The organism is Achromobacter sp., assembly GCF_032102605.1.
Taxonomy (GTDB): domain Bacteria; phylum Pseudomonadota; class Gammaproteobacteria; order Burkholderiales; family Burkholderiaceae_B; genus Achromobacter.
In genome coordinates, this window is record NZ_DAMDGT010000017.1 from 58,204 (window position 1) to 81,044 (window position 22,841).

24 protein-coding genes are annotated in these 22,841 nt (G+C 66.1%); 8 read left to right on the forward strand and 16 right to left on the reverse strand.

What is annotated here, in order from left to right:
* Window positions 1–3 precede the first annotated feature (3 nt).
* From RT614_RS25610 to RT614_RS25635, 6 genes are all read right to left on the reverse strand, one after another.
* The gene (locus tag RT614_RS25610; RefSeq protein ID WP_313625046.1) at window positions 4–1,251 is read right to left on the reverse strand and encodes an amidohydrolase family protein; all 1,248 of its coding nucleotides are present in this window, start codon (window positions 1,249–1,251) and stop codon (window positions 4–6) included.
* Window positions 1,252–1,278: 27 nt separating this feature from the next.
* Window positions 1,279–2,160 (reverse strand): ABC transporter permease, encoded by an 882-nt coding sequence (locus tag RT614_RS25615; protein ID WP_313625047.1) that lies wholly within the window; start codon window positions 2,158–2,160, stop codon window positions 1,279–1,281.
* Window positions 2,161–2,171: 11 nt separating this feature from the next.
* Window positions 2,172–3,215 carry an ABC transporter ATP-binding protein gene (locus RT614_RS25620; RefSeq protein ID WP_313625048.1) on the reverse strand — a complete coding sequence of 348 codons (1,044 nt, stop codon included), beginning with the start codon at window positions 3,213–3,215 and terminating at the stop codon, window positions 2,172–2,174.
* A gap of 3 nt (window positions 3,216–3,218) precedes the next feature.
* Window positions 3,219–4,082, reverse strand: a complete 864-nt coding sequence (locus tag RT614_RS25625; protein WP_313625050.1) for an ABC transporter permease — start codon at window positions 4,080–4,082, stop codon at window positions 3,219–3,221.
* Between the two features lie 223 nt (window positions 4,083–4,305).
* A complete protein-coding gene (locus tag RT614_RS25630; protein WP_313625051.1) occupies window positions 4,306–5,400 on the reverse strand; it encodes a M14 family metallopeptidase in 1,095 nt (364 codons plus the stop codon).
* 1 nt (window position 5,401) lies between these two features.
* On the reverse strand, window positions 5,402–6,733 hold the full coding sequence (locus RT614_RS25635) for an MFS transporter (RefSeq protein WP_313625053.1): 1,332 nt from the start codon (window positions 6,731–6,733) through the stop codon (window positions 5,402–5,404).
* 189 nt (window positions 6,734–6,922) lie between these two features.
* Between RT614_RS25635 and RT614_RS25640 the strand changes: the two genes are divergently transcribed.
* Window positions 6,923–7,882 (forward strand): LysR substrate-binding domain-containing protein, encoded by a 960-nt coding sequence (locus tag RT614_RS25640; RefSeq protein WP_313625055.1) that lies wholly within the window; start codon window positions 6,923–6,925, stop codon window positions 7,880–7,882.
* A gap of 11 nt (window positions 7,883–7,893) precedes the next feature.
* On the opposite strand, the gene RT614_RS25645 is transcribed toward RT614_RS25640, so the two are convergent.
* The 7 genes from RT614_RS25645 to RT614_RS25675 all read right to left on the reverse strand — a co-directional run bounded on the left by RT614_RS25645 (window position 7,894) and on the right by RT614_RS25675 (window position 13,597).
* Window positions 7,894–9,042, reverse strand: coding sequence for a hypothetical protein (locus RT614_RS25645; protein ID WP_313625057.1), 1,149 nt, complete (start codon window positions 9,040–9,042; stop codon window positions 7,894–7,896).
* Entirely contained in the window at window positions 9,039–10,178 is a 1,140-nt protein-coding gene (locus RT614_RS25650; RefSeq protein WP_313625059.1) for a hypothetical protein, read from the reverse strand. The genes RT614_RS25645 and RT614_RS25650 overlap by 4 nt, the downstream gene beginning before the upstream one ends.
* 13 nt (window positions 10,179–10,191) lie before the next feature.
* Window positions 10,192–10,518: a DMT family transporter gene (locus RT614_RS25655; protein WP_313625060.1), complete on the reverse strand. Its 327-nt coding sequence runs from the start codon at window positions 10,516–10,518 to the stop codon at window positions 10,192–10,194.
* Window positions 10,519–10,520: 2 nt separating this feature from the next.
* Complete coding sequence (locus RT614_RS25660) at window positions 10,521–11,402, reverse strand: decaprenyl-phosphate phosphoribosyltransferase (RefSeq protein ID WP_313625062.1); 882 nt, start codon at window positions 11,400–11,402, stop codon at window positions 10,521–10,523.
* Entirely contained in the window at window positions 11,399–12,022 is a 624-nt protein-coding gene (locus RT614_RS25665; RefSeq protein ID WP_313625064.1) for an HAD family hydrolase, read from the reverse strand. Before RT614_RS25665 ends, RT614_RS25660 begins: the two co-directional genes overlap by 4 nt.
* A gap of 250 nt (window positions 12,023–12,272) precedes the next feature.
* Window positions 12,273–13,187: an NAD(P)-dependent oxidoreductase gene (locus tag RT614_RS25670; protein WP_313625065.1), complete on the reverse strand. Its 915-nt coding sequence runs from the start codon at window positions 13,185–13,187 to the stop codon at window positions 12,273–12,275.
* Window positions 13,184–13,597: a carboxymuconolactone decarboxylase family protein gene (locus RT614_RS25675; protein ID WP_313625066.1), complete on the reverse strand. Its 414-nt coding sequence runs from the start codon at window positions 13,595–13,597 to the stop codon at window positions 13,184–13,186. The genes RT614_RS25670 and RT614_RS25675 overlap by 4 nt, the downstream gene beginning before the upstream one ends.
* A gap of 195 nt (window positions 13,598–13,792) precedes the next feature.
* Here RT614_RS25675 and RT614_RS25680 point away from each other — a divergent pair, with 195 nt between their 5' ends.
* Window positions 13,793–14,539 (forward strand): GntR family transcriptional regulator, encoded by a 747-nt coding sequence (locus RT614_RS25680; RefSeq protein WP_313625068.1) that lies wholly within the window; start codon window positions 13,793–13,795, stop codon window positions 14,537–14,539.
* A gap of 32 nt (window positions 14,540–14,571) precedes the next feature.
* On the opposite strand, the gene RT614_RS25685 is transcribed toward RT614_RS25680, so the two are convergent.
* Together RT614_RS25685 and RT614_RS25690 are read right to left on the reverse strand one after the other, a co-directional pair.
* Window positions 14,572–15,018, reverse strand: coding sequence for a hypothetical protein (locus RT614_RS25685; protein ID WP_313625070.1), 447 nt, complete (start codon window positions 15,016–15,018; stop codon window positions 14,572–14,574).
* 99 nt (window positions 15,019–15,117) lie between these two features.
* Window positions 15,118–15,585: a hypothetical protein gene (locus RT614_RS25690; RefSeq protein WP_313625072.1), complete on the reverse strand. Its 468-nt coding sequence runs from the start codon at window positions 15,583–15,585 to the stop codon at window positions 15,118–15,120.
* A 178-nt stretch (window positions 15,586–15,763) separates the two neighbouring features.
* Here RT614_RS25690 and RT614_RS25695 point away from each other — a divergent pair, with 178 nt between their 5' ends.
* The 6 genes from RT614_RS25695 to RT614_RS25720 all read left to right on the forward strand — a co-directional run bounded on the left by RT614_RS25695 (window position 15,764) and on the right by RT614_RS25720 (window position 21,940).
* Window positions 15,764–16,345: a hypothetical protein gene (locus tag RT614_RS25695; protein WP_313625074.1), complete on the forward strand. Its 582-nt coding sequence runs from the start codon at window positions 15,764–15,766 to the stop codon at window positions 16,343–16,345.
* 112 nt (window positions 16,346–16,457) lie between these two features.
* A complete protein-coding gene (locus RT614_RS25700; protein WP_313625076.1) occupies window positions 16,458–17,123 on the forward strand; it encodes a sigma factor-like helix-turn-helix DNA-binding protein in 666 nt (221 codons plus the stop codon).
* 2 nt (window positions 17,124–17,125) lie between these two features.
* Window positions 17,126–17,725 carry a hypothetical protein gene (locus tag RT614_RS25705; RefSeq protein ID WP_313625078.1) on the forward strand — a complete coding sequence of 200 codons (600 nt, stop codon included), beginning with the start codon at window positions 17,126–17,128 and terminating at the stop codon, window positions 17,723–17,725.
* Between the two features lie 17 nt (window positions 17,726–17,742).
* Window positions 17,743–19,149, forward strand: a complete 1,407-nt coding sequence (locus RT614_RS25710) for a caspase family protein (RefSeq protein WP_409558519.1) — start codon at window positions 17,743–17,745, stop codon at window positions 19,147–19,149.
* Window positions 19,150–19,281: 132 nt separating this feature from the next.
* The gene (locus RT614_RS25715) at window positions 19,282–19,665 is read left to right on the forward strand and encodes a SecDF P1 head subdomain-containing protein (RefSeq protein WP_313625081.1); all 384 of its coding nucleotides are present in this window, start codon (window positions 19,282–19,284) and stop codon (window positions 19,663–19,665) included.
* A gap of 184 nt (window positions 19,666–19,849) precedes the next feature.
* Window positions 19,850–21,940, forward strand: a complete 2,091-nt coding sequence (locus RT614_RS25720) for a PhoX family phosphatase (protein WP_313625082.1) — start codon at window positions 19,850–19,852, stop codon at window positions 21,938–21,940.
* Window positions 21,941–22,054: 114 nt separating this feature from the next.
* On the opposite strand, the gene RT614_RS25725 is transcribed toward RT614_RS25720, so the two are convergent.
* Window positions 22,055–22,837 carry an enoyl-CoA hydratase/isomerase family protein gene (locus tag RT614_RS25725; protein ID WP_313625084.1) on the reverse strand — a complete coding sequence of 261 codons (783 nt, stop codon included), beginning with the start codon at window positions 22,835–22,837 and terminating at the stop codon, window positions 22,055–22,057.
* Between the last annotated feature and the right edge of the window lie 4 nt (window positions 22,838–22,841).

The window sequence follows — 22,841 nt, forward strand, 5'->3', positions numbered from 1 at the left end:
CGCTTACACCCCCAGCCCGTTGTGTTCGATTTCCCCGCCCTTCATGATCAGGTCGATGTGCTCGCCCTGGCCCAGCAGGCAGGAGAGGTCGCGGTACGGATTGCCGTCCACCAGCAGCACGTCCGCCAGCGCGCCGGCCTGGATGCGGCCAAGCTGGCCCACGTGGTTCAGCACTTCGGCGGCCGTCGTGGTGGCGCACTGGATCACTTCCTGCGCGGACAGCACCTCGCGGCGGATGCGGAATTCGTCGCTTTGCAGGCGCTGGGACGGACCCAGCAGGTCTGACCCGTAGCCAATCTTCACGCCCGCCTTCTTGTAGATTTCCAGCGAATGCAGGCCGGCGGTGCGCACCGTGGCGATCTTTGCGACGGAATCGGGCGGCAGGCCGTAGTCCGCGCCTTCGTTGGCCAGCGCCTCGTAGGTCACCAGCGTCGGGACGACGAACGCGCCCTTCTCCGCCATGAGGCGCGCCACGCGCTCGTCGACGAGGTTGCCGTGCTCGATGGTGCGCACGCCGTTGCGGATGGCGCGCTCGATCGCATCCGCCGTGTAGGAATGCGCCATGACGTAGGTCTGCCTGCCGGCCGCCTCGTCGACGATCACGCGGATTTCCTCTTCGGAATAGCCGAACGCCGCGATGGGATCGGTGGGCGAAGCCACGCCGCCCGAGGCCATCATCTTGATCTGATCCGCGCCCATCTGCAGTTCCTGGCGCACGGCCTTGCGCACGTCGTCGATGCCGTCCGCCACGCGGCCAATGTCGCCCGCGCGAAAGCAGCAGCCGCAGAAGCTCATGGGACGCAGATGATCGGAGCGCGGACGCGGATCGCCGTGGCCGCCCGTCTGGCTGATGGCGCGACCCGAAATGAACAGGCGCGGCCCCTTGACCGTGCCCTCGTTGACGGCGCACTTCAGGCCCCAGCCGGCGCCGCCCGCATCGCGCACGGTGGTGAAGCCCCTGCGCAGCATGGCCGCCATGATCGGCACGGCGCGCATCATCACCAGCGCGTCCGGCAGCACGCCTTGCGTGCTGAGGTTGAGCTGCGTGGCCAGCACGTGCACGTGCAGATCGATGAGGCCGGGCATCAGCGTGCGGCCTGCGGCGTCGATCACCCGTGCGGAGGCCGCGTTGATCGGCTTGTCCGACACTTCCTTGATGACGCCGTCCTCGACCAGCACGTGATGGCCCTCCAGCAGATCGGACTGCAAGGGATCCAGCAGGTTCGCGTTCTTGAACAGTACAGCGGACATGATTATTTCCTTGTCGTGTTGCCGGGATCAGGACGCCATGGTCTTGATGTAGCGGCGGTGGATCAGCCAGTTCGAAATCAGCGCAATGATCAGCGTGCCGCACACCAGGATCACGGCCAGGGCCGCGCCGAAGGGCCAGTTCGAGGCCTTGGTTATCTGGTCGTAAAGCGCGGGCGCCATCATCGTCAGGCCGGAGCCGCCCAGCAGCACCGGCGTGGCGTACGCGTTCATGCAAAGAATGAACACCAGCATCGTGCCCGCCGCCACGCCGGGCGCCGCAATGGGCAGCACGATGCGGCGGAAGGTCGTGAAGAAGCTGGCGCCCACATTGCGCGCGGCCTCTTCCACCGACAGGTCCATGCCTTCCAGCACGCTCTGGAGCGTCAGGATCAGGTACGGCATGACGACGGCGGTGGTGCCGATCACGACGGCGGTGGGTGTGTACATCAGCGTCAGCGGCTTGTCGATGACACCCAGCCCCTGGAGCACGGCATTGACGACGCCGGCGTTGCCCAGCGCGACCATCCAGCCGGCGGCGCGCACGACGTTGCCCACCATCAGCGGAAACACCAGCAGGATCACGAACAGGCTCTTGAACCGGCTTTGCGTGCGCGCCAGGAAATACGCCACGGGAAAGCCCAGCACCAGCGCCAGCACCGTGCACAGTGCGGCGATGCCCAGCGTGGTGAAGAAGATGTCTCGATAGTAGGGATCGCCGAAGAACTTGGCGTAGTTGTCGAAGGTGAAGGCCGTCTGCATCATCTCGACGGGATCGAAATGATTGAAGCTGTAGCGGGCCAGCTGGAGGATCGGGATCATGATGATCACCAGCACCACCAACGAGGCCGGAAATGCCAGCCCCGGCCCAAGCCAGCGGCTGGGCCGCCCGTCTTGCGTTGCGGTCGTCATCAAGCCTCCTATTAGGTGAAGGCCACGCAGTCGTCGGGCTCGAAGCACGCGTAGACGCGCGCGCCGGGCGCCGGCGGCGCGACGCGGGCGCCGCCGTTGACGACCTGGCTGATCATGCGGTCGCCGCCGTCCAGTTGCACCCGGACCTCCAGCACCGACCCCAGGTACAGCGACGACTCGACCACGCCCGCCAACGCGTTACCGGCCGCGGGCTGGTCCTGCAGCCGCACTCGCTCGGGCCGCACGCCCACGTGCGTGGCGGCTCCGCCGCCGGGCGCCGCGATCTGCTGGCCCGTCTTCGTCTGGAAGACATTGTCGGCCTGCCCGCGCCCTGTGAAGACGTTCATCTTGCCCAGGAAATCCGCCACGAAGAGATTGGCGGGTCGCTCGTACAGCGTGTCGGGGGATCCCACCTGCTGCACGATGCCGTCGTGCATGATGGCCATGCGGTCCGCGATCGCCAGCGCCTCTTCCTGGTCATGCGTGACGAATACGGTGGTCAGGCCCAGGCGGCGCTGAAGCGCGCGGATTTCCTCGCGCACTTCCAGCCGCAGCTTGGCGTCCAGGTTGGACAAGGGCTCGTCCAGCAGGAACACCTTGGGTTCGATCGCCAGCGCGCGCGCAATCGCCACGCGCTGCTGCTGGCCGCCGGACAGCTGGCGGGGATAGCGCTCGCGCAGCTCGGTCATGCGCACCATGTCCAGCACGCGCCGGATCTTGGCGTCGCGGTCCGCCTTGGGCACCTTGTGCATTTCAAGCCCGAAGGCCACGTTCTCGGCCACCGTCATGTGCGGGAACAGCGCATAGCGCTGGAACACCATGCCGGTGTCGCGCTTGTGCACGGGAAGCCGCGTGACGTCGGTGTCGCCGATGCGGATGCGGCCCGCCGTCGGCGTGATGAATCCCGCGATCATGCGCAGCGTCGTCGTCTTGCCGCAGCCGCTGGGCCCCAGGAAAGTCACGAGTTCGCCTTCGGCGATTTCCAGGGAAAAATCCGACACCGCGACCGCCGCGCCGAACTGCTTGCGGATATTTTCGATTGAGACCTTCGCCATTTCCTACACCACCTGACTGAGTTTCACATAGCGGTCGGTCACAAGCATGATGATGCCCAACAGCAGGATTTGCACCGAGGCCACCGACGCGATGGTCGGGTCCAGATTGAATTCCAGGTACTGCATGATCGCGATCGGCAGCGTCGTGCGGCCGGGGCCCACCAGCGACAGCGACAGCTCCAGGTTTTCGAAGGACACCACGAAGCTGAACAAGGCCGCGGCGACAATGGACGGCCGCAGCATGGGCAGCGTCACGCGCATGAATGCCACAGGCGCGCTGGCGCCCAGGTTGCGCGCCGCCTCTTCGATCGAGCCGTCCAGGCCCGCCATGCCGGCGGTCACGAGCCGCACGGTCCACGGAATCGTCAGGCACACGTGGGCGATGACCAGCCCGCCGAAGGTGCCGACCAGGTCCTGGTCCAGCACCTCTTCGGCGCGCAGGTAAAAGAGGTAGATGCCCACGCCCGCGACGATGCCGGGAATCAAGAGCGGCGACAGCAGCAGTGTGTTGATGCCCTTGCTGCCCTGGAATCGATAGCGCGCGATGGCCACTGCAGCCAGCACGCCCATGGCCACGCCGACGAAGGCGGCCACCAGCGACACCTGAAGGCTGAAGATGAAGCCGTTGGCGAAAGCGGGGTTCTCCCACGCCTTGACGTACCACGACAGCGTGTAGCCGGACGGCGGGAAATAGAGAATGGCGTCTTTGAAGAAGCTAAGCCAGACCACCAGCACGATGGGGCTGAGCATGAACGCATACATCAGGACGACGAAGACACGGTGCAGCCAGGTGGCCCACGGGATCACGCGCAACGGCTTTTCCCGCGAGGCCACGGCGGCCGAGTCCAAAGGAGGCGCATTGTGCAAATCCGGATCCTTTCAGCAACTGCCGGCTTGGTTTCAAACTCCTCCGGAGACTCTGCGGTCCCTGCGGTTAACCAAAGCATATCGACGGGTTGCTTGAAGGCTCAAGTAGGGATAACCCAACACATGCGATGAGTCGCGGGTTATCCCTGCTGGTGCGCCAAAACCGGTGCAACCCGCCACGCAGCAATACCGCGGCAGGTGCAACCCATGCTGCGACGCAGGACTATCGCGACGCCTGCAGCCCGCACAGCGCCTGCAGCACGGCGACGCGGCTCTGTCCAAGCACCATGCCCTGCCAATCGGCCTGTCCGCAATAAAAAGCGTCAAGCGTGGACTGCAGGATCTCGCGAGTCAGCGCATCGCCCGCTTCCGGATGCGCGCGCAGCCAGTTGCGCCCGCGCAGTGCAAGCACTACCTCTTCCCACGGCAACGTGCCGAACTCCAGCGCCATCAGGGTCGGCTCGGACTTCGGGCAGGCCTCGTAGACAAGGCCAGCCAGATGGCCGGTGATGTCCACCGAGGCGGAACTGCCCTGGTAAGGCACCGCGACGTCGCTGCCCCACCACTGCCGGGCGCGCGCCACTTCCGAATCGTCGCGCCTGCCGGCGTAGATCTTCTCACCGTGGCCGCGCGGCCCCAGGCCGGTATGCACGTCGATCCAACCGATGCGCGCATGGCGGCTTGCGTGCGTCTGCAGGATCGCGCGCAGGTTCTGCAATGACGGCGCAGAACGATCGCCACCGTAGAACAGCCCGTCCGGGTGCGTGTACTGCCCGCGCGACACGGCTTGCGTCGTGGCGGCCAGGCCGTGCTGTTCGATGTGGCGCGCGATGGCCTGCCGGTTGTGCTCGGTGGGCGGCCACTCCTGCGGCAGCAGCAGGCCGTGGATATCGCCATAGCCCGGATTGGCGGGCAGAGGCCTGCCGTCAAAGGGCTGCGCATTCCGGTTGAGGTCCACATTGCCCTCGTCCGTGCGCGATACCCACGAAAACCCATAAGGATTCACCGCATGCACCAGCAGCAGCGCCACGCCCGCCTGGCGCGCGCGCTCCAGCATGGGCGCGTCATCCAGCAGGGACAGTTGGCAGCCCGAACCACAGAAACCCTCCACCCCATGCGTGGCCGACGTCATGATCAGCACACGCTGCGCGCCGGCATCGCCGATCAGCGCGACGTCGGTGGCCAGCGCCTCGCCCTGGCTGCCCTTGGCCTCGATGGGATAGGACTGGATGTGCGCGGCCAGCGGTTCAGCCGCCGCCAGGAAGCGTTCGCGCGCCTGCGCGTAGCTGTCGGAAAAATAGCGGGTCAACGCGTGCATGTCAGGACTCCTGGCTGTCGATGTCGTGGCCGGTGCGGTCCTGTATCCAGAACAGCACCACGGTGGATAGCGTCACGGTGACCATCAGGTACCAGGCGGGCGCCATCGGATTGCCGGTGACGTGCAACAGCCACGTCACGAAGAATTGGGCAAAGCCTCCAAAGACGGATATGCCAAGCCCGTACACCACCGACATGCCGGTGGTGCGCACGGCCTTAGGGAACAATTCGGGCAGCATGGTGATGACGGGCGCGGTCTGCATCGCCAGCAGCACTGCCAGCAAGGCGATCACCGTCATCAGCCGCGCGGAGCTGGGTGCGGACACCAGCCATTCGAAACACGGCAGCAAGGCGCACACGGTGACCGCGCGCGACCAGAAGATCACGCGCTTGCGCCCGACCCGGTCCGCCAGCATCCCGACAAACGGCGCCAGCACGAAGCCGATGGCGCCCAGCACCACACTGGCGAACAACGTGGACGTGGCCGGCAATCCGAGTTCCTTGGTGGCATAGGCCGGCATGTAGAAGCCGATGATCTGCGCGCACACCATGCCACCGATGACGAGCAGGATGCCCTTGGCCACCGTGCCCTTGTATTCGGTGAAGATGCGGCGCAGCGGCTGGTGCTCCGCGGCGAATTCGCGCCTGCCGCTCGCGGGCGTTGCGGGTTCCAGCGTTTCCTCCAGGTTGCGCCGGATGTAGGCGCCAACCGGCACGGTCAGGATTCCGATGACGAACGGCACCCGCCACCCCCACTCCTGCATCTGCTCTTTGGTCAGCGCACCCATGAGGATCGCCACCGTCAACGCCCCCAGCATCACCCCCAGCGACTGGCTGCCGAACTGCCAGCTCGAATAGAAGCCCCGCTGGCTGGACGGCGCGTGTTCCACCAGCAGCGTGGTCGACGCGCCAACCTCACCGCCCGCCGCGAAACCCTGTATCAGCCGCGCCAGCACCATCAGCACCGGCCCCGCGACGCCCATTTGGGCGTAGGTCGGCGCCACGGCGATCAGCGCACACCCCAATCCCATCAGCCATAGCGTCAACGTCATGGCGGCGCGACGCCCGTAGCGGTCCGCGTACGAGCCGATCAGCATGCCGCCCACCGGGCGCATCAGGAAACCGACGCCAAAGGTGGCGGTGGTCAACAGCAGCTGGCCGTACCCGGACGCTGCGGGAAAGAACAGCGGCCCGATGACCAGCATCAGGAACGTGAAGACGGTGAAGTCGAAAAACTCCAGCGCGTTGCCGATGGTCGTGCCGGCGATGACCCGGCGGCGCATCGATGGCGTGTACAACTGCGGACCGCCGGACGCGGCGATGGCGATAGACATGGTTTTCCCCTTGATGTCCGATCCGGGAGCAGCCGGTCCGTGATTCCGGACGCTGTACCTGCCCCATCGCCGTGAATATACGGATGGCGCACGATAAGCAAAAGACAGTATTTTTGTTCTCGTGAATACTTTTCCTTATAGGGCGGCCCTGCCCGCCGGCACATCGCCGAGTATCGGATTCCTTCGTCCATGAACCTGCGCCAACTTCGCGCCTTCGTCCTGATCGCCGAACATCGCAGCATCCGCGCGGCAGCCCGCGCGCTGTTCGTCACGCAACCCGCCGTCACGCGCAGCCTGCGCGAACTGGAACAGAGTGTCGGCGCCGAACTCGTGCGCCGCAGCGTCAAGGGCGTGGAGCTCACGCCATACGGCGAAGCGCTGCACAAACGAGCCGTGCTCATCCTGCAGGAAGCCCGCAAGGCGCAGGAGGAGATCGGGCAGATGCGGGACGGAGAAGGCGGCACGCTCAATCTGGCCATCAGTTCCGCGGCATTGACGGTGCTGCCCGCCGCGCTGGCGGCCTTTCGCGCCCGCATGCCCCGCGTGTCGGTGGCATTCAACGAGGTCGCGCCGCCCTACAGCCACGAACAGCTGGAGTCCGGCCGCTACGATTTCCTGGTACAGACGGAATATGACGGCGATATCGACGACGGCTTTGCGCGATCGACGTTGTTGTCGCTGCCGCTGGCGGTGGGGGCCCGGGCGGGTCATCCCAAGCGCGGCGCGCGCACCCTGGCCGAGCTGCACGATGCGCTGTGGCTGCTTCCCGGCAATGTGCAGGCCCCCGCCAACTTGCTGCGCCTGGCGTTCGCCGCGCATGAACTGCCGCCGCCCCGGGACGTGATCCCCTGCCAATCCATCGCCGTGGCGCTGGCCCTGATTGCGGATAGCGACGCGTTGGGGATCTTCGTGCGAAATCTGTTCGACCACCAACTGCTGCCCCGCAGCCTGCGCATGATGCCGCTGGCGCACGAACTGCCCGCCGCCCGCGTGTCCATCCTGACCCGAGCCGACTCGCCACCCACGCCGGCGGCGCAGTGCTTCATCGATTGCCTGCGCCAGGCGCAGGAATCGCCCCGGACGCGCATGTCCGCAGGCGCCGGCGCTTCGCATCGAGGTGGCGGGACACGCAATCCGAGCGCCAGATAAAACGGTGTCGCCTAAGGGTGCCGGCCGCCGTCCATGGCTTGCGGCCCACCCGCCTGCATCCAGCTCGTCAGCGCCATCGCCATCAGGACCACCAGCGAGGGATACAGCATGCTGAGATTTCGCGCCTCGCCCTCGGCCGCGAACATCAGGAACAGCGGAACATTGACCGCCAACGCTGTCAGTACGTGCAGGCGGAATGCCGCGGGCAGGCGACGCCAGCCCGTGGCCGCGACGCCGGCGATCATCAGCATCATGAAGGCGCTCAGGCCTTTGGGCAGCATGACGCCATAGGTGCTTTCCGTGCGGAACCAGTTACCCGGGTCGAAAAAATAGAACAGGTTGGCCCCGGGCTGGAAGCTCACCGTGCCGCCGGGGTTGCCGGCGTACCGCATGCGCAGCGCCAGATACACACACCCAGCGATGAACACCAGCGCGCCGACGACACCCGCTGCCTTGAACCGTGACAGACTCACGCGCAGGAAGGGGTACAGCGTCACCGCGAAGAAGAAAAAAGCCTCCTTGTTCCACGCGGCGATGCCCGCCACCACCGCCAGCAGGCCCAGCCTCCCTGCGGCGCGAACCGGCTTGTCCACCGGGACGCGCCACGCCAGCAGGATCGCGCATGTCATGAACAGCACTTCGAAGAAGTCGTAGAAATAGCCCCCTTCCGTCAGGAAGAACGGCAGCAGCAGCGCAAACACCAGCGGCGCGGCGGTTGCGGCGGCAGTGCTGGCTCCTGCCCTCAAGCACAGCGCCCGCATCGCGAACAGCGATCCCAGCAACGCGCCGAAGGTCAGGTAATAGACGATGTGATAGCGCAACGTGATGGATGGCACCATGGCCTGGGAGGCCGGATAGCGCATCGCCAGCCCCGAGCGGCTGTCCACGCGTCGCGGATCGGACAGGCGCGCGGACAGGCGTTCCACCGTTGCGGCTGGCATCAGGGCCTGTATGCCGTTGGCAATGGCGGGCGCGAACTGCCGGTAGACGTAGGGCCGATCGGCCGTGCCTTCCACCATCGAGCCCAGGGAACTCGGGCTGTGGCCGTCGTAAAGCCGCCACTTCGTATAAAACCCGTTGAAGGCCGCCGCAGCGACCACCACGTAAAGCATGGCCATCAAGAAACGGCGATAGCCCACGCTATTGAAAAATTGAATCATCGAACTTCCAGGCCCGAATCCGGGCGGACTTCCGTCTGCGGCGCCAGCCATTTCGCCAGTGCCAGCGCCAACAGGCACAACAGCGACGGATAGAGCATGCTCAGGTTGCGCATTTCGCCGGGCGAGCAAAACAACACGAACAGCGGCACGTTGATGGCCAGGGCCAATTGTGCGTGCCGCCTCAAGGCTTGCGGCAGGCGCGGCCAGCCATTGATCGCGATACCGACAACGGCCAGGACGCTCACGATGCCGAAGCCGCGCGGAAGCAGCACCCCATAGGTGCTTTCAGTGCGCAGCCAGTTTCCGGGATCCAGGTAGTAGCGCAGGTTGTCCCACAACTGATAATCCACCGTGGAACCGGGGTTCAGGGCATAACGCATGCGAAGCGCCAGGTATACGCTGCCGCAGACGAACAGCAACACCGCCACCAGGCCCGCGGCCTGCACACGGGAAAAATTGCGTCGCAATAGCGGGTACAGCGCCGCAGTGAAGAAGAAAAAGGCTTCCTTGTTCCAGGTCGCCAGGCCAGCCAGCGACACCAGCAGCAGAAGTCGAACCGGCGTCTGGCGGGAGGCGCCCAGAGCCAGCAGCGCCGCGCTCATCATGAACATCAGTTCGACGAAATCGTAGAAGTAGCCGCCCTCCGTCAGGAAGAACGGCAGCATCAGCGCAAGAATGGCAGGCGCAGCCGTCGACGCCGCGGCGTCCGCCCCTGCCTTCAGGCACAAGCGCCGCATGACGAAAAGGGCCGCCAGCAACGCCAGGAACGTCAGGTAATAGACCAGGTGATATCGCAGCGTGACGGCGGGAACCAGCGCCTCGGATCCCGGGTAGCGCATCGCCAGGCCGGATCGGCTGTCCACACGCCGCGGCTCGGACAGGCGTTCGGACAAGCGAGCCACGGTCGCCTGCGGCAGCAGCGCCTGGATGCCATTGGCCAGCGCCGGCACAAACTGGCGATACACATACGGACGGTGGGCCGTGCCTTCCACCATCAGAGACAAGCCCAGGGCGGGCCGTCCGTCGTTCAGGCGCCATTTGGTATAGAAGCCGTTCATGACGGCCGCCGCCACGACCACATAGGCACACGCCAACAGGAACCAGCGATAGCCCGCGCTGCGGAAAAAACGCTTCATGGGATGCTCGCGCCTATTTCGAAATCAGGAACACGCCGACCGCAATGAACGCTGCGCCCGCCATCCGCATCGCGGTGATCGACTCGGTGCCGGACACCAGCCCGTACAGGAACACGCCGGCGATCGCGCAGGCCACCATCAGCGGGTACGCCAGCGTCAGGTCCAGATGGCGCAGCGCCAGGGCGTAAAAGCCGAATCCCAACCCGTACGCCCCGACCGCCGCCAGATATGGAAGCGCCTGTGTCGTGAGCGGCGCCGCCTGCGCCGCGCCCGCCGCCTTGAGCGCCACGCTTGCCGCCACGCTGCACGCGCCGCTGAGTATCAGCCAAAGGTATGCCATTTTCATGCCCCCACAAGCAAAACTACGACGGCCACCCAAACCAGCACCGCGATGCGTATCTGTTTGTCGGCCAGCAGGTCCCGGCCCGGCTCCTCGCCCGATCCGCCCCTGTACAGCAGATGGATGTAGCGAAAGACCCCGAAAGTCACGATGGGCAGGGTGATGATCAGATGCTGGGTGCCGTGCATCGCCGCCGTCTCGGCGTCCACGGTGTAGAGGCCATACGCCAGCAAGGTCGCGCTGGCGGTGATGGCCACGAGGATGTCCAGCAAATGCGGGGAGTAGTATTGCAGCACGGTGCGCGTCCTGCCCGTTTCGACAGACTCCCCTTCCGGCGCGGACACGATCTCGGCGCGCCGTTTGGCAAAGCCCAGGAACAACGTCAGCATGAAGCTGCACAGCAGCATCCAGCGCGACGGGATGATGCCCACTGCGTAAGTGCCACACGCGAGCCGGATCATGAACCCGGCGGCGATGCAGAACACATCGACCAGCACCTTGTGCTTGAGGCTCAACGTATAGGCGATGTTCAGCGCCAGATAGCCGGCCACGGCCAGCGCCACGGGCCACAGCCCGCACGCCAGCGGCAGGCCCAGCGCGGCGCAGAACAGGACGGCGATCAGCACACGCGCCGTGGACAGGCTGACGCGGCCGCTGGCGAGGGCGCGATGGCGCTTCGTGGGATGAAGGGCATCGGCCGCGCGGTCGTGGTAGTCATTCAGCACATAGACCGCGCTGGATGCGAAACAGAACGCCACGAAGCCCACGCCCACGGCGAACACCAGCGCAAGGTCCGACCACCCATGGCTGAAGATCAGCCCGATCAGCACGAAGCCGTTCTTGAGCCATTGCTGCGGACGCAGCAGGGAGACCAGGGCGTTCATGGCTTGACCGCCTGGCCGCGATACCACGCATGCTGCGCCGCGTCGATCAGCCATTGGTCGCCGCGGCTGTCGCCATAGGCATAAAGCTCGTACTGATCCGGGGCGCCAAAGCGCTCCACGAGCCGACGAATCTTCTCCGGTCCCCAGCAATTGTGGCCATCGAAGTCGCCGGTCAGCCGACCCTGCGCGTCCACCTGCATCCGAGTGCAGATAAGGTCGTCAAACCCCAGCAGGCGCGCCACGTCTTCCAAATAGACATCGGGCGACGCACTGACCAGCACGCAGTGGTCGCCACGCTGCTGGTGCCAGCGCAGCCGCCTGACCAGCGCGGGACGCAACGGAATGGTGTGCACCCACGCGCGCGCGACCCGGGCCAGGTCGGCGCGGGAACGGCCCCGCAGCGCGTGCCGGCAGAGCGCCATCTTTGCGTCTTCGTTGCTGCGCAGGCGCAGCGCATAGCCGGCCAGCGCGGGCGAGGACCGCAGCAGGGCCGCCGCCAGCCTGACCCAGGAAAGATGGGCCAGGAAAGGGACGAACGTGTCTCGCTGGGTCAGCGTGCCGTCAAAGTCGAACGCCGCGATTACCCGCGTGGACAGTGGAAACTGCGATTGTGTAGCCATGCTGCTTGAGCGATGGAGCCCGGGCATACCGGGTCACCGCAAACTATGCCGGAAAAAAAGCCGGCGCCCAACACGCAAATACGCGTTACGGGGCGCCGGTCTGTCTGGACACAAACCGCGAGGCGGTGACCCGCGGCCTTATGTCGATAATTGTTTATTTGTAACATACCGTGAGGAGCGATGATACCGCAGCTGGCCGGGTGGTTCGGGGCGAACAGGGCTCGAAATGTCCCGTTTCTCGGCTGCAAAATCAGGTCTTGCGCGAACCGAGTTCCGCGCCGGCCAATTGCTCGGATAGCCGGGCTACCGCGGAGTGGTCCTGCCCCGGGCCCAGCGTCTTGGCCGCCGACGCCCACAGTTCGCGGCACAGCGATGAAAATGGCGCGGGCGTGCCGCTGTCGGACGCAATGCCCAATGCGATGCTCAGGTCTTTCACCATGAGATCCAGGCCGAAACCGGAATTGAACTCTCGGGACAGCACGAATTGCTTGAATTTCTTCTGCGTCGAGTTGTTCATGCCGGTGGACGCGTTGAGCACGTCCACGATGACGTCCGGATCCAGGCCGAACTGTCGACCGATGAGCATGGCTTCGACGCCGATCAGAAAGCCGCCGGCGGACACCAGGTTGTTCAGCGCCTTCATGGCATGGGCGCTGCCGACGTCACCCACGGCGGTAATCGACGAACCCATGGCGGATAGCGCCGGACGCACCCGCTCGAGCGTGGCGGCCGCCCCGCCGAACATGATGGACAGGTCGCCGGTGCGTGCGCGCGCCACGCCGCCCGACACCGGCGCGTCCACCATCTGGCCGCCTGCCTGATGCACGGCCTGCGCCAGGCGCTGCGTGTGCGCGGGAACGCCGGAACTCATGTCGATGACGACGCTGCCTGGTTGCAGCGCGGACAGCACACCGGCTTCGCCGGTCAGTACTTCTTCTACGATGGCGCTTGTGGGCAGCATCGTGAAGATGAGGGTTGCCTGGGCGGCCAGTTGCGCGCAGCTGGCGGCGGCCTGGCCTCCGACTTCTTGTGCAAACCGGCTGGCCTGCGCTGGCGCGGCGTCGAAGACCGTCACCTGGAATCCCGCCTGAACCAGCCGGGCCGCCATGGGCCAGCCCATGCTGCCGATGCCGATGAGCCCGACGCGTTCCGCGTCCGGGCTCATGATTGCGGCCCCTTGAACGCCCCCTCTTCTTCAAGCACCTGGTTCGCCACCTTGAAGGCGTCCAGGCCGGCCGGGATGCCGCAATAGACCGTGGCCTGAAGCAGGATCTCCTTGATTTCTTCCACCGTGACGCCGTTGTTCAGCGCACCCTTGACGTGCAGCTTGATCTCGGCCGGGCGGTTCAGCGCCGTCAGCATCGCCAGATTCAGCATGCTGCGCGTCTTCTTTTCCAGGCCGGGACGGCCCCACGTGTATCCCCAGCACCACTCCGTGGTGATCTTCTGGAAGGCCATCATGAAATCGTTGGCGCGAGCCAGCGAACCATCGACGTATTCCGCGCCCAGCACTTGGCGGCGCAGTTCCAGTCCTTGGTCGAACAGGGCCTGGGTTTCGGACTTGGTGTCTGCCATGGGGTCCTCCGGAGATGGCGCCAGAACGCGCGTCCCGGCCTGCCTGTTGTGATTGAACCGATTGTGAGCGACACTTCGCCGCAACGTCAATAGTCTGATTGTCTGACAATCTTCAGCATTGTTTAAGCCCGCGTTCGGGGCCGGCCCGGGCCACCGGCGCGGGCTATATTGCGTCTTTCCGATCGAGAACCAGCCATGCCCAGCCCTGCCGGCACAGTCTTCGAAAAACCCGCCACCCTGCGCGCCCGCGTCGAGGAATTCCTGCGCGCATCCATCATGGACGGCCGCATTCTCGGCGGCGAACGGCTGCGCGAAGTCGAGCTCTGCGATCAACTGGGCATCAGCCGCAGCACGCTGCGCGAGGCGCTGCGCACGCTGGAGGCCGAACGCCTGATCACGATCGAACCGCACCGCGGCCCCACGGTGGTTCGCATCACTGAAAAGGCGGCGCGTGACCTGTACGCGTTGCGGGGGCTGCTCGAAGGCTTTGCGGCGCACGAATTTGCGCGCCTTGCCGGCGAGACCGACGTGGCGCGCCTGCGCCGATCGGTGGATGCGCTGCACCGCCAGGCCAAGGGCGGCGGCAAGCCCGCCCTGCTGGCGGCCAAGCGGGACTTCTACGACGTGCTGCTGTCAGGCTGCGACAACGACCTCATCAAGGACATGCTGCCCGGGCTTCTGTCGCGCATCAACCTGCTGCGCGCCACGTCGTTTGCCCGCGCCGATCGCCTGCCGGAAAGCCTGGCCGAGATCGACCGGATCTACGAACGCATCGAGGCTCGCGATCCGCAGGGCGCGCGGGAAGCGGCCCAGGAGCACATCAGCCGGGCGGAACGCACCGCGCTGGAAGTGCTGCGGCGCCAGCAGGAAGACACCGTGAAAAACAAAGGCGCGCTCCCTGGGCGTACAGGCAGCCGCAAGCGTGCCGCGTCAGGCGAATGACGGATTGAAGGTCCGCCGTGCGGGGATGACCGCTACAGCGAATATCTGTAGTCGCAGTTAAGCGTGGCCTGCAATGGCGTGGCATAGCCACTGGCTTGCTTGCCGCCCGGACGCGGGGCCAGCAGCTTGGCCTGGAACGTGCCCGCGAGATCTCCGTCCGCGTTCTTTTTTACGGCCACCGAGGACGGCAGCGCATAGAGGGTCAGCGCCTGGTCCGCGGCCGGCGCGATCAGCGTGAAGACCGCCTGCGCAAAATTCGCGACCACGTATCCCGGCGCGGCGTCGGCCGTGAACGCCAGGGTGGACTTGCCGTAGGTCAGGGTCAGCTCCAGCTCGTCGGAAGACGGCGAGGGGATGACGCCTTGCAGCGCCACCTTGCCGCTTTCCGACACGCACGACAGCGATGCCGGCGCGGACCCGGCGTGAGCGGCGCCCGCAAGAGCAGCAAGTGAAACCTGGCAGATGACGCGTGCAATCATGGTCGCTCCTTCAAATTCCCGGCCGGGGCCGGCAAATGCAGACGGACGGGCTGCCTGCGCGCGCGGCCTCATAGCCCGCGCGCCGGCGCAAACCCCGTGTCACTGCGCGGCTTGCGCGCCTGCCTGCTTGCGTTCGATGGTTTCCTTCAGCAGTTCGCCCACCCCGTGGCGGATGGCCGACATGCAGCGCGCGATGATGGCGCGAAGCAGCGCTTCGTCGGGCAACCTGTCCGGTCCGGCGATGAAGCTCTCGATCGATCCCGATACCCGACCGGCCGCCGCGCCCTCCTGCGGGATGCTGAGCTTCACGCCCTTGCAGCGGTAGTTCACGGTGTTGACCACATCCTGCAGTTCGGCTCGGGTGATCTTCAGGTCGTCCGCATCGACGAACCCGGGATAGATCAGACGCATGAATTCCGGATCGCCTTCCGACAGGCTGAAGAACATCGTGCCCAGGTCAGGGTGGCGGAAGACCACATCGCCTTCGTCGTCCACACGCGCGACAAGGCCCAGCTCTTCCTGGATGACGGTCTGGTAAAGCGCGGCAAGGGGGGTGGTGTTGGACATGTCTGGACTCTCCGTGTGGTTGGCGGGCGGCGGGTACATCCGCGCCCATGCCATCGCTACGCTCCGCCCTGATAAAGGTTCGGAAAAAATTTCGCCAGAAATATATCAAACCTTTTTGGTCCCCCGGCGTAGCGCTCATACAGGCATCCCGCCTTCCCAATTCCAAAAAGGAAAGACCATGCAAGAAAACGAATCGCGCGACACGATGACGCTGTTGGGGGCTCGCGCCAGCCGTTGGGCGCGCTATGCCGCCGCGAACGTCAACCGGGGCGATGCCATCGCGGCGTTGCTGTTCCTGTTGGCAACCACCGCATTCTCGGTGGTCAGTGTTCGCATGATGGGATCGCAGGCAGGCCTGAGCTTCTATGGCCTCTTGCGCCTGCTCAACGGCGGCGACCTGCAGGGCGCAATGGGAGGCCAGGGCGCAGGCATCTACGCGCTGCTGTGGCTGCTGGCCATGGTCGGGCCGCTGCTGCCCTCGCTGTTGCCGCACCGGGCGGCCCGGCTGGGCTACTTCGCGCCCCTGGCGCTGTGGGGCATCGCCATCGCAGGCGTCGCCTCGCAGGTGCGCGAATTCATGGGCGCGAGCCGTCAGCTTGCGGGCTTCATGGGGAGTTCGCGCGGCAGCCGCAACATGGCCCAGGACATGGCCGGCGCGCTGTGGGACAGCCTTTCCTTCGGCTTCGGCTTCTATCTTTCGCTGGCGATCATGGTGGGATTCACGCTGCGCGGGATTGCCGCGTGGCGCCGCCGCGCTTGATTTTCCCCGGGGGCACGGCTATGGTGCCGCTGCCCTCGCGCCGCAGGGACGACGCGCCCCGGCGCGGATGGGTCGCCGTCATGCCGGTGGCCCGGCCACAAGAATCCGAATCATGAATACGCTCGAACCCAAGCGCTATGTCATCAACAACATCGACGCGCTGCTGCGCATCATGCACGCCGATCCCCGCTATGCGCTGGACTTTCGCAACAAGGCCGAGCAGCACATCACCCTGAAGCTACGCAGGAAGTTTTTCAACACCTCGCCGGACGGCGTGCTGGACGCCTTCAACAGCGCGTTGATGAAGTTTCTGCAAACCCGCAGCTTCCGCGACGAGGGGTTTCTGCATGACCAGCCGGCGGCGGGCTGGGCGGCGCACGAACTCGCGGTGGGCAAGCTGGGCGGGTATCTCTATCGGGGATCCCTGCACGAACTGATCCGGGCGCACCGCCGCACGCGGAACGAGGTCCCGTGGAAGTACAGCGCAGAAGACGGCGAGCCGGCCGGCGACAGCCAGGCCGAGCTTGACCAGGTGGGTGACCCGTCGCCCTACGCCGACCCCGCCCGTGCCTACGAGCACCTGTCTGTCGTCAGGCGCATGCGCGAATGCCTCAACCGGCTAAGCGACACCCTGCGCGCCACGATGTACCTGTACCTGGACGAGACGCCGATGGAACAGATCGCCAAACTGCAGGACCTGCACGTTCCCACCGTCAAGAGCCGCCTGCACGCCGCGCGCAAGCTCGTGGCCGAATGCACGCGCAAAGGGATGGACTGACCATGCCCCAAGACCGCCTGCTGTCCTACCTGTCCGCGGACATGGACGACGCCACCCGCCGCGCCTTCGAGGCCGAACTGGCGCGCGACCCGGCCCTGCGCGCCGAAGCCGACGAATGGCGCGCGCTTGCCGAAGCGCGCCAGTTGGCGCACAACGAAATCGGGCAGGCCGACCGCGACCGCGACTTCCTCCTCGCGCTGGCCCGGAGCCAGCAGCGCGCGCCCGCGCCGCGCCGGGGCTTCTGGCAATCGCTCTGGCCGAACGCATCCGGCCTGCTGATGCCGACGGGCTGGGCGCTGGCTCTGGCGCTGTCGGCGGTGGTTGTGCTGCAAGCGCCACGCGACGATTTGACCTCGGACGTCGTGCTCACCCGCGGCGGCGCCTCCTGCCCGACCCTTTTGGTGGATCTGCCCGACAGCGTCACCGCTCGGCAACTGCGCAACACCCTGTCCCAGTACGCCGTGTCCATCGTTTCGGGGCCCGACGAGGACGGCCGGTTCGTGCTGGCCGCCCCTCGCGAATCGTCCCTGCGCGACGCCGCGGCGGCATTGGGTGCGCTGTCGGCCGTGCCCGGTCCGGCCGGCGCATGCCCGCGGCCATGAACACATCTTCAAGGAGCATGCACGTGCAACCGTCATTCACGACACGCAGGCGCCTGCTGAGCGGCGCGCTGGCGGCCGCCGTGGCGACGGCGCTGATTCCCGGCGTGGCTGCCGCCGCCGACCCCGCGCCCGTTCCCGCCGCGCGCAGGTATGCGCTGGTCATCGGCAACGCGCGCTATGCCGTGCCCGCCAACGTGCTGGCCAACCCCGTCAACGACGCCCGGCTCATTGCCGACACCTTGCGCAAGCGCGGCTTTGACGTCACCCTGCTGACCGACCTCACGACCGCGCAAATGGAGGCCGCCGTCGAGGAATTCGCCGCGCGGGCAAAGGACGCGGAGCTGGCCATGCTGTACTTCGCCGGCCATGCGGTGGCGCTGGACGACGTGAACTATCTGTTCGGCGTCGAGCTGCCCCTGCCTCTGGCCGACGTGCGCATCCGCAGCGCTCAGCAGAATTCGCTGAGCATGCGGCGCGTCTCGCAGGCGCTGCGCCGCGCCGACATCCGCGCCCGCCTGCTGGTGCTGGATGCATGCCGCACCAACCTGACCCGCGGCCCCGCCGCCGCCGGACTGGTCCATACCGTGCCGGCCGGCGGCGAACTGATCGCCTTCTCCACGCAGCCGGGCGCCACGGCCGAGGACGGCTTTGGCCGCGACGGCCCCCGCCACAGTCCCTATGCGTTCTACTTCGCGCAGGGGCTTGCCGCGCTGCCGGCGTCGGCGCCCGTCGAGACCTTCTTCAAGCAGTTGACCGGCGACGTGCAGACCGCCACGGCATATCGGCAGGTTCCGCACTATGCCAGCAGCCTTGTGGGCACCATCACGTTCACCAGCCTGGCCGACGGGCAGACGCCCGCCACGCCCGGCGGCCAGCCCGGACAAGCGGGCCGCGGCCCCTCGCCCACCCTGGGACGCGACCTGATCAAGGACCGCATGACCGCCTGGGAATACGAAATCGAACGCGGCGCGCAGTACCTGGACGAGCCGCGGCTGGAATCGCTGACCGCGCGCGCCCGAGCGGGCGACGTGGTGGCCATGACCACGCTGGGCCTCATCGCCGAAAACGGCGAGCACGTCGAACGGAATTACAAGACCGCCGCCCTTTGGTACGAGCGCGCGGCCGATCAGGGTTTCGCGCCCGCACAGACCTACCTGGGCGAGCTTGCAGGCATGGGGCGCGGCGTGCCCAAGAACTACAAAGTGGCCGAGCGGCTGTTCCGCGAGGCCGCGCAGGCTGGCCACCGACGCGCCGCGCTCGACCTGCTGGACCTGAAGGTGCGCATGGGCGAACCCGTAGACCCGCGCGAATGGTCTACGGTGCTGCAGGACGCGGCGCGCAATCCCCCGTGGTTGCCACAGCCCGGCATGTCTCCCATCCAGGGGCTGCAGGATCTGCTGCGCGCCCCGGGCGGGCAGCCGTAAGGCGTGCGATGGCGTCCCGCCTGTGGATGGCTGGCTGGCGACACCCGGGCGTTGTTCTCCGGGAACGCCTTGTTGCAAGAGACCGGCCCGACATCGGCTAGGATGGAAACCGCCTATCGGAAGGAGACCTTCATGCCCTCATTGAGACAAGCCGCCTGCGCGGCCGTGATCGCCGTTGCCCTCCCCATCGCCGCCCATGCCGAATCCGTCGTCCTGCATGTCGAGCAGGCCACGCCCGGCGCCGATCCGCACACCAATGCCCGCATTGTCGACATCAAACTCAAGCCCGACAGCACCAAGACGCTGGCGGACTTCACGCGCAACCGCGTGGGACAGCGCATCCAGTTTCGATCGAACGGCATCCTCCTGTCCTCGGCCACACTGATGAGTCCGCTCGAAGGAGACAGCCTGCGCATCACGGCCGGCGAACATGGCTTCGCCGGCAAGTCGGCTGAAGACATCGCGCAAGGCATCATGAAAGAAGGCGGATTTACGATGGACGACGAGAACCGCTAGCCGCGCTTCCTGCCATCCGCGTCATGCACCCCAGGGCTGGCGCCGCACATGCGGCGTCAGCCTTTTGTTTTTTGACATCGGGACGCAAGTGCGGACAGTTTCAGTCATCTGTCATTAACCTTTCATTTCGGACTTCTAGTATTGCTCGTCCCCATCGGGCACAGACCCAACGCCAGGAGTTCCAATGAGCAAGTCCATCTCCGACAAGACCGTCCGCAATCCCAGCCAGAGCAGCCCGTTCAGCGAGATTCTGGAAAAGAACATGTCCCGCCGCATGGTGATGCGCGGCGGCATCGCCGCTGCTTTCGCGACGGTGACCAGCCTGGGCCTTGCCGGCTGTAACAGCAGCGACGACGATGATGACAACGTCGACGGTGGCGGCCAGAACCCCGCGCCCGAAGTCCCCGGCGGCGAGCAGCCCGCGGCTCCGGTCAAGCTGGGCTTCGAATCCCTGCCCAACTCGATGACCGACGCCTGTGTCGTCCCCGCCGGCTACATCGCCCACGTGTTCGCACCGTGGGGCACGCCGTTCAACGACAACGCCAGCCCCTGGGACCGCAACGGCAACAACAGCTCGACGGACCTGCTCAATTCCACCGGCATGCACCACGACGGCATGCACTACTTCCCGCTCAACGGCAGCTCGACCGAAGGCTTGCTGGCGATCAACCACGAATACATCGACCCGAAGGCCCTGCACCCGAACGGCCCGACCCTCGTGGCCGGCAAGCGTCCCATCGAAGAGATCCGCAAGGAAATCAACGCGCACGGCGTGGCGATCCTGCACGTGCGCCGTGAAGGCGCGCGTTGGAACATCGTCCACAATTCGCGCTACAACCGCCGCTTCACCTCGGCCACGCCGATGAAGCTGGCCGGCCCGGTTGGCGGCACGGATCTGGTCAAGACCCCGTATTCGCCCAACGGCACGATGGTGCGCGGCACCAACAACAACTGCGGCAACGGCTTCACGCCCTGGGGCACCTACATCACGGCCGAAGAGAACTGGGCCGCCTGCTTCGTGAACACCGGCACGCAACCGGCGCATCAACTGCGCGTGGGCCTGGCCGACGCCGTCGGCCGCTATCAATGGGAAACGGGCGCCAACGATCCGCTGGAAATCCAGGGCGAATTCGCGCGCTTCAACGTCACCGAAACCGGCGCCGACTTCACGCAGGACTGGCGCAACGAAGCCAACGGCTTCGGCTACCTGGTCGAGATCGATCCCTTCAACGAAAACAGCATCGCCACCAAGCGCACCGCCTTGGGCCGCTTCGCGCACGAAGGCTGCGCCTACGGCACGCCCGAAGCCGGCAAGCCCCTGGCGTTCTACAGCGGCGACGACTCGCGCTTCGAATACATCTACCGCTTCGTCTCGGAAGCCGTGTGGGATCCGAAGGACGCCGAGCGCACCGACCGCCTGGCCGTCGGCTCAAAGTACCTGGACAAGGGCACGCTGTACGTCGCGCGCTTCGATGCGGACGGCACGGGCGAATGGCTGGCGCTGACCGGCTCCACCGTGGGCGCCGGCGGCCGCACGCTGGCCGATGAATTCGGCAGCCTCGAAAACATCATCCTGAACACCCGCGGCGCGGCCGACTTCGTGGGCGCCACGCCCATGGACCGCCCGGAATGGACGGCCACGCATCCGACGAACGGCGACATCTACCTGACGCTCACGAACAACACCAGCCGCAACGCCAGCAAGGGCACCAACCCGCCCAACCCGCGCCTGAACAACGCCAACGGCCACATCGTGCGCTGGCACGACGAGCCGGGCTCGGCCAAGTTCAAGTGGGACATCTTCGTCTTCGGTTCCGACGCCGGCGCCGACGCCGACACCAACCGTTCCGGCCTGACCGCGCTGAACCAGCTGGCAAGCCCCGACGGCCTGGGCTTCGATCCGCGCGGCATCCTGTGGATCCAGACCGACAACGGCATCGACGGCGGCCGCAACAACAACGTGGCCAAGGCGACCAACGACCAGATGTTGGCCGTGATCCCGGGCGCGCTGTCGGACAGCACCGGCACGGGCCCGGCGATCAACGCCTCGAACCAGGCGGACCTGCGCCGCTTCTTCGTCGGCCCGAACGAAGCCGAAATCACCGGCTTCGCCTTCACGCCGGACTACACCAGCATCTTCCTGAACGTGCAGCATCCGGTGAACTGGCCCTCCTACGACACCGACGATGCGACCACCGCAACGACCGGCGTCGTGCGCCCGCGTTCGTCCACCGTGGTGATCCAGCGCGCCGACGGCGGGCCGATCGGGGTGTGATGATCGTTTGCGCGGGGTGATCCACTCACCCTGCGGGCAAACAACGGAAAAGCCACCTTCGGGTGGCTTTTTCCTTGACCGCAAGAGCGCGTCTGCGCCTTGCTCACTTGTCCATCACGTTCCCGTGAACACCGGCGCGCGTTTTTCCAGGAACGCCTTGCGGGCTTCCTGCGCGTCGTTGGTCTTGGCAACCTGGGCGGTCATGTCCTGTTCGTAGCGGTAGCCGTCGCGCAGGCTCATGTCCTCGATGGCGTTGGCGGTCTGGATCATCAGGCGCACCGACGCGGGGCTCTTGCTGGCGATCTGGTCGGCAATCGCACGCGCTTCCTCCAGCAGCTTGTCCGCCGGCACGCAGGCTTCCACGATGCCCAGGCGATAAAGCTCCTCTGCCGACACGCGCATGCCCGTCAGCATCATGCGCCGCAGGCGTGAATGCCCGAACAAACGCTGCGCGTGCTTGACCCCACCAAGCAATCCGACGTCGACTTCAGGCAAGGCCAGGCATGCGCCTTCCGCGGCGATCAGGATGTCGCTGGACGCCGCGATGCCCAATCCCGCGCCCAGCGCCGGCCCGTTCAACGCCGCGATGACCGGCTTCGGACACTCGCGAATGGCATGAAACAGTTCGCGCGTGCGGCGCGAGTGCTGGGGCAGCCCGCCCGGCTGATCCAGCATCTGTCCACGGTTCTTCAAGTCGGCCCCGGCGCAGAAGACGCGTCCCTCGCCCGTCAGGACGACGCAGCGCACGTCCGGATCGTCTCCGAACATGTCCAGCGCCAGGGTCAGGTCCAGCAGCAATTGGGTGTTGACGGCGTTGACGGGCGGATGCGCCAGCCACACGGTGGCGACATGGTTCTGCAATTCCACGCGGAGGGTGTCAAAGCGGTAGTCGGGCATGATG